The following is a 12,469-nucleotide window of genomic DNA, read 5'->3' as shown; positions in this document are numbered from 1 at the left end:
GGGGACGCCGGCCGGGACGCCGGGGATGCCGTCGCCCGTGACGCCGGCGGACTCGCCGGGGCCGAGCACGCGGGGCAGGCCGACGACGCGGCCGAGGGCGCGCTCCAGCAGGTCGAGGCGGTACTCCCCCGTCACGCTCGACCAGTAGGCGGTGCCGCTCGCGTCGGAGCGGTCGGTGGCGAGGGCGGCGAGGTCCGGGGATCCGACGCCGTGGCCGAGGAGGCGCCAGGTCAGCCAGTCGTGCGGGAGGGCGACGGCGGCGACGCGGGCGGCGTTCTCGGGTTCGGCGTCGCGCAGCCAGCGGAGCTTGGTGGCGGTGAAGGACGCGACCGGGACGACGCCCGTGGCGCTCGCCCAGGCGTCGGCGCCCAGCTCGTCGCGGAGGTCGGCGGCGGCCTGTGCGGATCGCGTGTCGTTCCAGAGCAGCGCGTCGCGGACGACCGCCCCCTGCTCGTCGAGGCAGACCATGCCGTGCTGCTGGCCGCCGATCGAGATGGCGGCGACGTCGTCGAGGCCGCCCGCGTCGGCGACGGCGGCGAGGAGCGCGTCCCACCAGTGCGCGGGATCCACCTCCGTGCCGTCGGGGTGGGACGCGCGCCCGGAGCGCACCAGGGCGCCCGTGTCGAGGTCGCGGACGACCACCTTGCAGCTCTGCGTGGAGGAGTCGATGCCTGCTACGAGTGTCTTCGTTGTCACGATCAACATATTAGGGGGCGTCCTAAGCTGGTCGCGCACCGGCGGGAGTGGTGGAATCGGTAGACACGCAGGATTTAGGTTCCTGTGCTTTCGAGCGTGAGGGTTCAAGTCCCTTCTCCCGCACCAGCGACGCAGGCCCAGGACGGGCCTCCGTCCGCCGCGACGCTCCCCCCGCAGCAAGGAGCACGCAGTGGACGAACGCCTCCGCCTCTGGACCGAGCCGACTCCCGTGCACCCGGTCCCCCGCCTCGCCGAGGCGCTCGGACTGCACCCCGAGCAGCTCCTGATGAAGCGGGACGACCTCATCGGCTGGGGCGGCGGCGGGAACAAGGCGCGCAAGCTCGAGCACTCGCTCGGACGGGCCGTCGCGCGCGGGGCCACCACCGTGGTCACGACGGGCGCCGCGCAGAGCAACCACGCGCGCATGACCGCGGCCGCCGGCGCGTCGCTCGGCCTCGACGTCGTGCTGGTGCTCGAGGGCCACGAGGTGGCCGCGCGCGGCAACGTGCTGCTCGACGGGCTGTTCGGCGCGCGCATCGCGTGGTCGGGCGACGAGGACGCGGAGGCGCGCGCCGCGTCCGTCGTCGCGGAGCTCGAGGCAGCTGGCACGCGCGTGCACCGCGTGGCGTTCGGCGGGTCGGACGCGCACTCGGTGCAGGGCTTCGTCGACGCGGGGCACGAGCTCACCGGGCAGGTCGGCGAGGTCGACCACGTGGTCGTCGCGCTCGGCTCCGGCGGCACGATGGCCGGCCTCGTCGAGTCGCTGGGCCCGGAGCGCGTCCTCGGCGTGCACTGCGGCGCCGTCGCCGAGCCGCGCGCCGTGGTCGCGGGGTTCCTCGCGGAGCGCGACACGCGGATCCGGGCGGACGCCCTGCGCATCGACGATCGCCGTGTCGGCCCCGGCTACGCGCACCTCACCGACGAGGCGCGCGCCGCGCTCGCGCTCGTCGCGCGCACGACCGGGATCCTCCTCGACCCCACGTACACGGCCCGGGCGGCGGCGGGTCTGGCGGCCGCGGTCCGCGACGGATCCATCGGGCCGGACGACCGCGTCGTCCTCTGGCACTCGGGCGGCGTGCCGGGTCTGTTCGGCCACGCCGAGCTCGGCGCCTGACCTGCGCCGCGGCCCCCGACCGGGGGTGTCCGGGACTCGGCGCGCTGACGGCGGCTGCCGATACTCTGTGCTCTGCCACAGGTCGCCCCGCTCATCCGTCGCGACCCACCACGACTGGAGCCCCACGTGCACCCCCAGCTCTTCGACTTCCTCGACTCGACGACCCTCATCGAGTCGTTCGGGGGATTCGCCCTCATCGGGATCTGCCTCATCATCTTCGCCGAGACGGGCCTGCTCTTCGGCTTCCTCTTCCCCGGTGACACGCTCCTCGTCATCGCCGGGCTGACGCTCCCCGGCATCACCGGCATCGACATCTGGTGGGTCTGCCTCGCGATCGCCTTCTCGGCGTTCGCGGGCGGCGAGGTCGGCTACCTCATCGGGCACAAGGCGGGGCCCAAGGTCTTCGAGCGCAAGGACTCGGGCATCTTCAGCCGGCAGAACGTCGTGCGCACCAACGCGTTCTTCGCGCGCTTCGGCGGGCTCGCCGTCATCGCGGCGCGGTTCGTCCCCATCGTCCGCACCTTCGCGCCCATCGCCGCGGGGGTCGGCCACATGGACTACCGCAAGTACTCCTTCTACAACGCGGTCGGCGCCCTCATCTGGGGCGCGGGCCTCACCTTCCTGGGCCACCTCCTCAACGGCTTCCCGCCCATCCGCGACTTCGTCACCCACTACATCGACTACGTGCTCCTCGGCGCCGTCGTCGTCACGCTCGTGCCCACGGCGATCCACTTCCTCCGCGCCCGCAAGCACGCGCGCGACGAGGAGGCGGCCGGCATCCGCCACGACGGCGAGGACCTCGCGCTCGCACCGGAGAACTTCGACCAGGACCCGTCGAACGACCCGCGCCGCTGAGGAGACGCCCGCGGGCGTGCTCGGGCCGCGTGATCCGCGGCCGCTCGGGGACCCGCCCGGTCAGACGTGGTGCCGGTGCTCGTGCCCGGCGTGCTCCTCGGGCTCCAGCTGGAACGTGCTGTGCTCGACGTCGAAGTGGTCGTCGAGGCACCCGGACAGCCGGTCGAGCAGCTCGCCCGTGCGGCCGTCGCGGAAGACCTCCTGCTCCACGACGACGTGGGCGGTGAAGACGGGAGAACCCGAGGTGATCGCCCACACGTGCACGTCGTGCACCGCGGTGACGCCAGGGGTCTCGAGCAGGTGCGCGCGGATCCGCTCGGGCTCGGTGCCCACCGGCGTGGACTCGTTCAGCACGCGCACGACGTCGCGCAGCAGCACGGCCGCACGCGGCACGATGAGCGCCGCGATCACGAGCGACGCGATGGCGTCCGCGCGGGCGAAGCCGGTGACCGCGATGACGACGCCCGCGGCGATGGTGGCGACGGATCCGAACGCGTCGCCGAGCACCTCGAGGTAGGCGCCGCGCATGTTGATCGACCGCCCCGCTCCCCCGCGCAGCACGAGCAGCGCCGCGATGTTGGCGACCAGGCCGATTCCGGCGGCGAGCAGCATGATCCCGGGATCTACCTCGGGGCCCTCGGGCGCGAGCAGCCGCTGCACGCCCTGCACCGCGACGTAGACGGCGACGCCCGCGAGGATCAGGCCGTTGACGAGGGCGCCGAGCACCTCACCGCGCTGGAATCCGAAGGTGTGCCGGTCGGTCGCGGGGCGCGCGGCGACGAGGGTGGCGACCAAGGCGACGCCGAGGCCGAGCAGGTCGCTGGTCATGTGGCCGGCGTCGGCGAGGAGCGCGAGCGATCCGGAGAGGAGCGCGCCCACGACCTCGACGACGAGGACCGTGGCCGTGATCGCGATGGCGACGACGAGGCGACGACGGTCGGTCGTGGCCGCGCCGTGGTCGTGCGATCCGGAGCCCATGCGACCACCGTACGGGCGTGCGGGGCCGGGGACCCAGCTGGCGCCGCAGTCGGGAACGAGTCCCGCTCTCAGCAGGGTCGGGAGGGCGTCTCAGGCCTCGCCGAGCATCTCCCGCCTGACCACGGGCATGATCGCGTCGAACGCCAGCGCACGGTGGCTGACGCGGTTCTTCTCGTCCGCGCTGAGGGCCGCGGCGCTCGCGCCGCCGGTGACCGGGCGGAAGATCGGGTCGTAGCCGAAGCCTCCCCCGCCCGCGACCTCGCGGAGCACGGCTCCCTCCCACACGCCGACCGCGGTGCGCTCGACGAGCCCGTCGGCGGTGGGGACGACGAGGGCCGCCGCGCACGTGAAGCGGGCGCCGCGATGGGCGTCCGGCACGTCGGACAGCTGCCAGAGCAGGAGCTCGAGGTTCTCGCGGCTGTCGCGCGACGGGCCCGACCAGCGCGCCGAGAAGATCCCGGGCGCCCCGCCGAGGACGTCGACGCCGATGCCGGAGTCGTCCGCCAGCGCGGCGTGGCCCGTGTGCCGGGCGGCCGCACGCGCCTTGATCAGCGCGTTCTCCTCGAAGGTCGTGCCGTCCTCCACGGGCTCCGGTCCGTCGTATGCGACGAGGTCTATGCCGTCGAGGCGCGCACCGAGGATCCGGCGCAGCTCCTCGACCTTGTGGGCGTTGTGGGTGGCGAGCACGAGCGGGATCACGCGCGTCCCCCTCAGCGCCCGAGCGCCTGCGCCTGCAGCGCGGTGAGCGCGGTGCCGCCGCCGAGCGCGAGGTCGAGCAGGGCGTCGAGCTCGGCGCGGTCGAACGGCGCGCCCTCGGCGGTGCCCTGCACCTCGACGAAGGATCCGCTTCCCGTCATCACGACGTTCATGTCGGTCTCGGCGCGCACGTCCTCCACGTAGGCGAGGTCGAGCAGGGGCTTCCCGTCGACGATGCCGACCGACACCGCGGCGACGCTGTCCTTCAGCGGCGTGGCGCGCTGCGCGATGAACTTCTTCTCCCGGCCCCACTCGAGCGCGTCGGCGAGGGCGACGTAGGCGCCCGTGATCGCGGCGGTGCGCGTGCCGCCGTCCGCCTGGAGCACGTCGCAGTCGATGACGATCGTGTTCTCGCCGAGGGCCTTCATGTCGACGACCGCGCGGAGGCTGCGGCCGATGAGGCGCGAGATCTCGTGCGTGCGACCGCCGACCTTGCCCTTGACGGCCTCGCGGTCCATGCGCTCGTTCGTGGCGCGCGGCAGCATCGCGTACTCGGCCGTGACCCAGCCCTGGCCGCTCCCGGCCTTCCAGCGCGGGACCCGGTTCGTGAACGACGCGGTGCAGAGCACGCGCGTGCGGCCGAAGGAGATGAGGGCGGATCCCTCGGCCTGCTCGCTCCAATTCCGCTCGATGGTGATCTCGCGCAGCTGGTCGGCGGCGCGGCCGTCGTGGCGGGGGGTGTCGTCGGTCATGTGCGGCCTCAGCTCGGGTCGGGGGTGGACGGGGTGCCGTGCGCGTCCGACGGCGTCGCCGAATCCGGTCGCGTCCGGCGGGGAAGGGGGATGGCGCCCGTCTCGACGAGCTCCACGTGGGTGACGCCCGAGCCGAGCATGCGGTGCGCGAGCGTCTCGAAGTCGGACGCGCTGCCGCCGGTGGCCTCGTAGCGGATCACGGGCGGCGCGTCGGAGCGGCGCTCGAGGCCCGCGGACACGAGCTCCCGGTACACGTCCTTGGCGGTCTCGGTGTCGCTGGAGACGAGGGTCACGTCGGGGCCCATGAGGAGCGAGATCGCGCCCTCGAGGAACGGGTAGTGGGTGCAGCCGAGCACGAGCGTGTCCACGCCCGCGGCGCGGAGGGGCGCCAGGTACTCCTCGGCGGCCGCCATCAGCTCGGGGCCGGAGGTCTCGCCGCGCTCGACGAACTCGACGAAGCGGGGCGCCTCCGCGGAGGTCAGCTCGAGGTGCGGCGCGGCGGCGAACGCGTCGTCGTAGGCGCGGCTCGTGACGGTGGCGTGCGTGGCGATGACGCCGACCCGGTGGTTGCGCGTGACGCTCACGGCCGTGCGGACGGCCGGCTGGATCACCTCGACCACGGGGATGTCGTAGCGCTCGCGGGCGTCGCGCAGCATCGCCGCGGACGCCGTGTTGCACGCGATGACGAGCATCTTGACGCCGCGCTCGACCAGGTCGTCGAGCACCGCGAGCGCGTAGCGGCGGACGTCCGCGATGGGCTTGTCGCCGTAGGGCGTGTGCGCGGTGTCGCCGATGTAGATGATGGACTCGCGCGGCAGGAGGGTGGCGACCGCACGGGCGACCGTGAGTCCGCCGACGCCGGAGTCGAAGATCCCGATCGGCGCGTCGCTCATCCCGCCAGCCTACCGGCGGGCCCGGACGCGGCCGGAGCCGGCGGCACGCGCCCGGGCGTCACAGCGAGCGCCGCGCGTCCTCCTGGGCGACCAGCTCCGGCAGGTCCTTCAGGCGCTTCAGCCCCGCGAGCGGCTGGGCCATGCGCGCGTTGCCGCGGAGCCGCTCCTGGTTGCGGTCGAGGAACCACCAGTAGCCGGCCGTGTACGGGCACGCCGTGGGACCGACGCGCACCTTCGGGTCGAACGGGCAGCCGCCGCAGTGGTCCGACATGCGGTCGATGTAGGCGCCGCCGCCCGCGTACGGCTTCGTCGCCATGCGGCCGCCGTCGGCGTGCAGCGCCATGCCGACGACGTTGGCCGGCATGACCCACGGCGTGCCGTCGACGAACGAGTCGATGAACCAGTCATTCATGGCCCGCGGGTCGTAGCCGCGCTGGAGGGCGAGGTTGCCGAGGATCATGAGCCGCTCGATGTGGTGCGCCCAGCCGTGCGTGCGCACCTTGTCGACCACGTGGGAGAGGCAGGCCGCCTCGATGCCGGACGCGTCGAGCTCCTGCAACGCGGTCGGCACGCCTCGGCGCGCGGCGAGCCGGTTCTGCGTCGTGTAGTCGTCCTCGAAGGCCCAGTAGAGGTGCCACACGTAGTCGCGCCAGCCCATGATCTGCCGCACGATGCCCTCGACGCTCTGGATGGGCGCGCGCCCGGCGGCGTGCTCGGCCGTGATGCGCTCGATGACGTCCGCCGGATCCAGGACGCCCATGTTCATGGTGGCGCTGAGGAGCGAGTGCGCCATGGTCCAGTCGCCGGCCAGCGACGCGTCCTCGAACGGGCCGAAGTCGTTGAGGCGGCTGGCCACGAAGTCGTCGAGCGCCAGGCGCCCCTCCTCCGGAGTGACCGCGAACCGACGCGGACCGTCCTCTCCGACGAAGCGCATGAGCCCCTTCCGCTCCCACTCGTCGAGGTCGGCGCGGACCTCGGCGTCGATGTCGTCCTCCTCGGGCCACCACGGCTCGGGCAGCCCCAGGGTGGCGGCGCCCTTCGGCGGGCGCTCGCGGTTGTCGTGGTCGTAGTTCCACCGGCCGCCGACGGGATCGTCGCCGTCCATGAGGATGCCGGTGCGGGCGCGGGACCACCGGTAGAAGTCCTCCATGACGAGGCGGTTCGACGTGCGGCCCGCCATCCACTCGGCGAACTCCTGCTCGCTGGTGACGAAGCCGCGGCTCGGCAGCACATCCGCGCCGATCTCCGTGACGAGGCGGCGGAGTCCGCGGGATGTCGGGTCGATGACCTCGAGGTCGTCCCGGCCCGTGACGACGTCCCGGTAGTGCTCCACCTGGTGGAACTCGACGCGGTCGCCCAGAGCGCGGGCGCGGTGCCGGATGCCGGAGAGGATGAGGTGGGCCTTGGCCCGGTGGTACGGCCGCCGCGCGAGCAGGCCCCGCGACTCGATGAGCAGCATCGGCCCGCCGTCGTCGAAGTGGTCGCCCAGCTGGTCGGCGAGGATCCATCGGGTGCGCTGCATGGCTCGACCCTAGGCCGGACCCCCGTCACCGGCGCGGGCCGTGCGCCACGCGGATCGGACCGCCGCCGGGACGCCGCCCTAGGCTGGGCGGGTGACCCAGGCGACCTCCCTCCTCACCGACCGGTACGAGCTGACGATGCTCGACGCAGCCCTCAAGGCCGGCACCCACGACCGCGAGTGCGTGTTCGAGTGCTTCGCCCGGCGCCTCCCGAGCGGCCGGCGCTTCGGCGTCGTCGCGGGCACGGGACGCCTGCTGGAGCTCATCCGCGACTTCCGCTTCGGCGACGCCGAGCTCGAGTACCTGCGGTCGGAGCGGATCGTCGGCGACGAGGCGCTCACCTGGCTCGCCGACTACCGCTTCCGCGGCCGCATCACCGGCTACCGCGAGGGCGAGGTGTACTTCCCCGGATCGCCGCTGCTCACGGTCGAGGCGCCCTTCGCCGACGGCGTGATCCTCGAGACGCTCGTGCTCAGCGTCCTCAACTACGACTCCGCGGTCGCCAGCGCCGCGGCGCGCATGGTCCAGGTCGCGGGCGGCCGCCCGCTCGCCGAGATGGGATCCCGTCGCACGGGTGAGCGCTCCGCCGTCGCCGCCGCGCGCGCCGCCTTCATCGCGGGCTTCAGCGCGACCTCGAACCTCGAGGCGGGCCGCACGTGGGGCGTGCCGACGATGGGGACCGCCGCCCACTCCTTCACGCTCCTGCACGACACCGAGGAGCAGGCGTTCCGGGCGCAGGTCGAGGCGCTCGGCGCGGGCACGACCCTGCTCGTGGACACCTACGACGTGCGGCAGGGCGTGGAGACCGCGGTCCGCGTGGCCGGCACCGGGCTCGGGGCCGTCCGGCTCGACTCGGGCGACCTCCCGGTGCTCGTCGGCGAGGTGCGCGCGCAGCTCGACGCGCTCGGGGCCACGGGGACGCGGATCACCGTCACGAACGACCTCGACGAGCACGGCATCGCCGGCCTCGCCGCGTCGCCCGTGGACTCCTACGGCGTCGGGACCTCGCTCGTCACCGGATCCGGCGCCCCGGCGGCCGGCATGGTCTTCAAGCTCGTCGCCCACCGCGAGGCGGGCGGCGACGGCGAGTGGGTGGCCGTCGCCAAGAGGTCGACGGGCAAGCAGAGCCGCGGCGGCCTCAAGGGCGCGCTGCGGCGGCACGACGGCGCGGGCGTCGCCACCACGGAGCTCGTCACCGTCGGGCCGCACCCGGAGCCGCTGCCCGGCGATCGCGACCTCGTCGTCACGCTGGCGGAGAGCGGAGAGCCGGATCCGCGCTGGCTCGGCCGCGAGGGCACCGCCGCGGCGCGCGAGCACCACGCCCGCGTCGTGCGCGACCTCCCCGTGCAGGCGTTCCGCCTGCGCGCGGGCGACCCGGCGATCCCGACCGAGGAGGGCACGACCGCCTGACGCGGATCGCGCGGGGAGGGTCCTACTCGGGCTTCATGTTCTCGTAGATGCGCTTGCAGTCGGGGCAGACCGGGAACTTCTCCGGGTCGCGGCCGGGCAGCCACTTCTTGCCGCAGAGCGCCTTCACGGGCTTGCCGCTGATCGCGGACTCGAGGATCTTGTCCTTCTTCACGTAGTGCGAGAAGCGCTCGTGATCCCCGGGCTCGATCGTCTCCTGCTCGAGGAGCTCCTCGAGCTCGCGGTCGAGGGTGTCGGTGCCGCCGCCCTGCGCGGGACGGCCGGGGTCCTGTTCGATGCTGAGGATGACCATGGGGCCAGTCTACTTTTCCCGTGCGCGGGAACCGCAGGCGCAGGTCCGGGGTCTCAGTGGCGCTGCGCGAAGGCGAGGAGCTCGGGGCCGCGCCGCTCGAAGACGCGGCCTCCGCCGACGACGCCCGCCGCGAGCGTCACGACGCCGATGCCCAGCCCGACGACGAGCGACCAGACGGGGTACGCGCCGCCGTGGAGGAGCCCCATCCAGCCGAGCCAGACCGACGGCAGCGCGAGCACGACCGTGGCGAGGAACGTGAGCGTGGGCACGGTGGATCCACCGGCGCTCACGGTCTGCGGCGCGTGGAACGGGCTGTCGCCGGGGCGCGACGCGGGGTACGGGAACCGCGCGGAGAAGAACGAGGAGAGCCCGGCTCCGACGAGCAGGACGCCGCCGCTGACGCCGATGACGGACGGCAGGACGGACCCGTCGCCGAAGCCGAGCGCGCTGAGCGGCGCGCCGATCGCGACGAGCGGGATGCCGATCGCGAGGACGGGCACGAGCCGGCCGACGCGGTCCGCGGCCCCGCGGATGCCCGACACCACGTGCAGCCAGACCGCGGTGTGGTCGTGCGCGGTGTCGTTGTGCACGCTCCAGCCGAGGAACAGCGCCATCACGGGGAGCGGCACCAGAGCGAGGACGTGCGCGTCCACGTCGACGATCACGAGCGGGATCAGCAGCACGAGCGGGAGCACCGGGATGAGCACGAGCGTGGCGCGGTAGCGCGGGTCGCGGATCCAGTAGGTGACGCTGCGCGCGGCGACCGCCCCCGCGGGCGACGCTCCGAAGCGGCCGAACCAGCCGAGACCTGTCTGGGCGCGGCCTCCCACGGTGCGGTCGGGAGCGGTGAGCGCCCACGGCACGACGCGGATCCAGACGAGGGCCAGCACCGCCGCCGAGGCGACGGCCACGATGAGCATGCCGGCGGCTCCGCCCGCGTCGCCCGAGACTGCGGCGGCGGGAGCCGCCCAGGCCGCGCCGAGCGGGGTCCAGGAGATCGCGCCGAGCACGCCGCGCACGGGACGGAGCCCGTCGTCGAGGAGATCGGCCTGCGCGAGGGCGACGACCGCGGGCACGAGCAGCACGGCGACGAGGCCGGCCGCGAGACCCGTGGCCTCACGTGCCCGGCGGGTGCTGAGCAGGACGGACGCGAGGACCGTGCTGATCCGGGCGACGAGCACGCACGTGATGACGGCAGCGATCGCGGCGAGCACGGCGACGAGGGAGGTGACCGGATCGCGTGCCCAGGTGACCACGGTGGTCAGCGCCACGACCACGAGGATCGCGCCCGGGACGCTGACGACGGCCGCCGCGCCGAGCGCGAGGGCGAGGCGCCGCGGCTCGATGCCGTAGGGCGCGAAGCGGCGGGGATCCATGGCGTCCTCGGAGCCGAGCACGAGAGGGACGACGAGCGACCCGAGGACCACGAGGGCGCCGCCCGCCACGACCACGTCGCGCGCGGAGTCGACGTCGGCGTCGCGGAGGCCGGCCAGCGCGCCGACCGCCAGCACCATGACGAGGATCCCGTAGACGCCGGCGGCCACGAGCCCGAGGACCTGCCAGGGGCTGCGGCGGAACGCGTTGGCGAGGAGGGCGAGCCTCAGTCGGAGAACGAGTGCAACCACGAGAACCCCTCCGCCGTGCGTCGACCGCCCGCGAGGGCGACGAAGCGCTCCTCGAGCGAGCGGCCCGCGCGGACCTCGTCCATGGTGCCCGCGGCGAGCACCCTGCCGTTGACGATGATCGCGACGTGGTCGCAGATGCGCTGGATGAAGTCCATCCCGTGGCTCGACAGCACCACCGTGCCGCCGTGCGCCACGTAGTCCTGCAGGATCTCGACGACGTTGGCCGCCGACACCGGGTCGACGGACTCGAACGGCTCGTCGAGGACGAGCATGCGCGGCGAGTGGATCATGGCGCAGGCGAGCGCGACCTTCTTCGTCATGCCCGCCGAGTAGTCGGTGACGAGTCGCCCGACGGCGTCCTCGAGCCCGAACGCGGCGACGAGGTCTGCCGAGCGGCTGCGGATCTCCGCGTCGTCGAGTCCGCGGAGGGCGCCCGAGTAGTGCAGCAGCTGCGCACCGGTGAGGCGGTCGAAGAGGCGGAGCCGGTCCGGCAGCACGCCGATGCTGCGCTTCGCCGTGAGCGGCTCGCGCCAGACGTCGATCCCGTTGACGTGGACGGTGCCCGCGTCGGGCCGGAGGAGCCCGGTGACCATCGACATGGTCGTGGTCTTGCCCGCGCCGTTCGGGCCGACGACGCCGTAGAAGGACCCGGCGCGGACGGTGAGCGCGATGTCGTCGACGGCGACCTTCTCGTCGAAGCGCTTGGTGAGTCCCTCGATCACGAGGACGTCGTCCCCGAGCTCCGGAGCCGCGGCACGGTCGCCGCGGACCGAGGGCGTCAGGGCGGTCTCCGCCACTCCGGCCAGACCGGGTCGCGTGGAGCGCGGCGCGGTGAGGCTGTCGGTCCGCACGGTGACGGCGCGGGGAGGTGCGGGCGCGGGATCCGGCTGCGTTCCCGGCGCCGCCTCGTCCTCCGGCTCCTGCACGCCCGCGATCGCCACCCCGGCTCCCACCTCGGATGCGGAGCCCTGTTCGCCATCGCCGACGATCTCCGCGGCCGCATCCGCTTCGGGCTCGTCGCCGTCCGCGTCTTCGAGCTGGGGCTCGGGCTCGGCCTCGGGCTCGGGCTCGCCCGCCGAGAGGTCGACGGGCTCGGCCGCGGTCTCGCCCGTCGCGTCTGCGTCTCGCTGCGCCGGGGCCGTGGCGCTCGTCCCGGTGTCAGCCGCGGGCTCGTCGAGGACGTCCTGGGGCGCATCGTCCACGTTCTCCGCGTCGACGATCGCGGACGCGTCCGACTCGACGTCCTCGGCGCGGTCCGCCTCGACGTCCTCCGCGGGGGCAGGAGCACCGTGCTCGGGATCCGCCGTGTCGTCAGCCTCCGGCACCGCACCGCGATCCTCGGCGTCGTCGCGCACGGGCTCCTCGTCGGACCCGGAGAACATGCCCCGGAGCTCGGTCAGGCCGTCATGACGAGGCTCGGTCACGCCGTCGCCATCGACGGCGGCGTCAGGCGCGTCGACGGGCGGCGCGGCCGGGCCCGACGCGGTCTCTTCCCCGATCGCATCCGAGCCGGTGGCGCTCCCCGCACCCGGGACGGCCTCCGCGCTCCCGGCGGCACGCTGCACGCGGGTGCGGCGGCGGACGCGCGGCGGGCGCGATGCCGCCGCCGGGCTCTCCCCC

At 74.0% G+C, this 12,469-nt stretch carries 12 protein-coding genes and 1 tRNA gene; 4 read left to right on the top strand and 9 right to left on the bottom strand.

The window, feature by feature from the left end; all coding sequences use genetic code 11:
- The coding region (locus tag DZG00_RS06635) for an FGGY family carbohydrate kinase (RefSeq protein WP_255414021.1) at positions 1-705 on the bottom strand (705 nt) is incomplete at its 3' end.
- 32 nt (positions 706-737) lie between these two features.
- Between DZG00_RS06635 and DZG00_RS06630 the strand changes: the two genes are divergently transcribed.
- The 3 genes from DZG00_RS06630 to DZG00_RS06620 all read left to right on the top strand — a co-directional run bounded on the left by DZG00_RS06630 (position 738) and on the right by DZG00_RS06620 (position 2,665).
- Positions 738-822: transfer RNA gene (locus tag DZG00_RS06630), tRNA-Leu, on the top strand.
- A 64-nt stretch (positions 823-886) separates the two neighbouring features.
- The gene (locus DZG00_RS06625; protein WP_119381200.1) at positions 887-1,810 is read left to right on the top strand and encodes a pyridoxal-phosphate dependent enzyme; all 924 of its coding nucleotides are present in this window, start codon (positions 887-889) and stop codon (positions 1,808-1,810) included.
- 126 nt (positions 1,811-1,936) lie between these two features.
- On the top strand, positions 1,937-2,665 hold the full coding sequence (locus tag DZG00_RS06620) for a DedA family protein (RefSeq protein ID WP_119381199.1): 729 nt from the start codon (positions 1,937-1,939) through the stop codon (positions 2,663-2,665).
- A 60-nt stretch (positions 2,666-2,725) separates the two neighbouring features.
- Here DZG00_RS06620 and DZG00_RS06615 read toward each other — a convergent pair whose 3' ends face one another.
- The 5 genes from DZG00_RS06615 to DZG00_RS06595 form a co-directional block, all read right to left on the bottom strand.
- Positions 2,726-3,643: a cation diffusion facilitator family transporter gene (locus tag DZG00_RS06615; protein ID WP_119381198.1), complete on the bottom strand. Its 918-nt coding sequence runs from the start codon at positions 3,641-3,643 to the stop codon at positions 2,726-2,728.
- A gap of 90 nt (positions 3,644-3,733) precedes the next feature.
- A complete protein-coding gene (rdgB, locus tag DZG00_RS06610) occupies positions 3,734-4,342 on the bottom strand; it encodes an RdgB/HAM1 family non-canonical purine NTP pyrophosphatase (RefSeq protein WP_119381197.1) in 609 nt (202 codons plus the stop codon).
- A gap of 11 nt (positions 4,343-4,353) precedes the next feature.
- Positions 4,354-5,091 (bottom strand): ribonuclease PH, encoded by a 738-nt coding sequence (rph, locus tag DZG00_RS06605; protein WP_119381196.1) that lies wholly within the window; start codon positions 5,089-5,091, stop codon positions 4,354-4,356.
- A gap of 8 nt (positions 5,092-5,099) precedes the next feature.
- On the bottom strand, positions 5,100-5,984 hold the full coding sequence (gene murI / locus DZG00_RS06600) for a glutamate racemase (RefSeq protein WP_119381195.1): 885 nt from the start codon (positions 5,982-5,984) through the stop codon (positions 5,100-5,102).
- A gap of 58 nt (positions 5,985-6,042) precedes the next feature.
- Positions 6,043-7,506: a cryptochrome/photolyase family protein gene (locus DZG00_RS06595; protein WP_119381194.1), complete on the bottom strand. Its 1,464-nt coding sequence runs from the start codon at positions 7,504-7,506 to the stop codon at positions 6,043-6,045.
- Between the two features lie 91 nt (positions 7,507-7,597).
- Here DZG00_RS06595 and DZG00_RS06590 point away from each other — a divergent pair, with 91 nt between their 5' ends.
- Positions 7,598-8,914 (top strand): nicotinate phosphoribosyltransferase, encoded by a 1,317-nt coding sequence (locus tag DZG00_RS06590; RefSeq protein WP_119455478.1) that lies wholly within the window; start codon positions 7,598-7,600, stop codon positions 8,912-8,914.
- Between the two features lie 22 nt (positions 8,915-8,936).
- Here the strand turns inward: DZG00_RS06590 and DZG00_RS06585 are convergent, their stop codons facing one another.
- From DZG00_RS06585 to DZG00_RS17570, 3 genes are read right to left on the bottom strand one after another with little or no spacing between them, the layout of a single operon-like run.
- On the bottom strand, positions 8,937-9,224 hold the full coding sequence (locus DZG00_RS06585) for a DUF3039 domain-containing protein (protein WP_086514608.1): 288 nt from the start codon (positions 9,222-9,224) through the stop codon (positions 8,937-8,939).
- A gap of 53 nt (positions 9,225-9,277) precedes the next feature.
- A complete protein-coding gene (locus DZG00_RS06580; protein ID WP_119382845.1) occupies positions 9,278-10,849 on the bottom strand; it encodes an ABC transporter permease in 1,572 nt (523 codons plus the stop codon).
- Positions 10,825-11,646: an ABC transporter ATP-binding protein gene (locus DZG00_RS17570; RefSeq protein ID WP_119382846.1), complete on the bottom strand. Its 822-nt coding sequence runs from the start codon at positions 11,644-11,646 to the stop codon at positions 10,825-10,827. Before DZG00_RS17570 ends, DZG00_RS06580 begins: the two co-directional genes overlap by 25 nt.
- Positions 11,647-12,469 lie beyond the last annotated feature (823 nt).

Source organism: Clavibacter lycopersici (genome assembly GCF_003576405.1).
Classification (GTDB): domain Bacteria; phylum Actinomycetota; class Actinomycetes; order Actinomycetales; family Microbacteriaceae; genus Clavibacter; species Clavibacter lycopersici.
Note: the sequence above shows the minus strand (reverse complement) of the source record. Positions and strands in the feature narration are given on the sequence as shown.

Bases quoted from the DNA above. Each gene is read 5' to 3' on its own strand.
- DZG00_RS06615 (WP_119381198.1), bottom strand. From the start codon at position 3,643: ATGGGCTCCGGATCGCACGACCACGGCGCGGCCACGACCGACCGTCGT.
- rph (WP_119381196.1), bottom strand. From the start codon at position 5,091: ATGACCGACGACACCCCCCGCCACGACGGCCGCGCCGCCGACCAGCTG.
- murI (WP_119381195.1), bottom strand. From the start codon at position 5,984: ATGAGCGACGCGCCGATCGGGATCTTCGACTCCGGCGTCGGCGGACTC.
- DZG00_RS06595 (WP_119381194.1), bottom strand. From the start codon at position 7,506: ATGCAGCGCACCCGATGGATCCTCGCCGACCAGCTGGGCGACCACTTC.
- DZG00_RS06585 (WP_086514608.1), bottom strand. From the start codon at position 9,224: ATGGTCATCCTCAGCATCGAACAGGACCCCGGCCGTCCCGCGCAGGGC.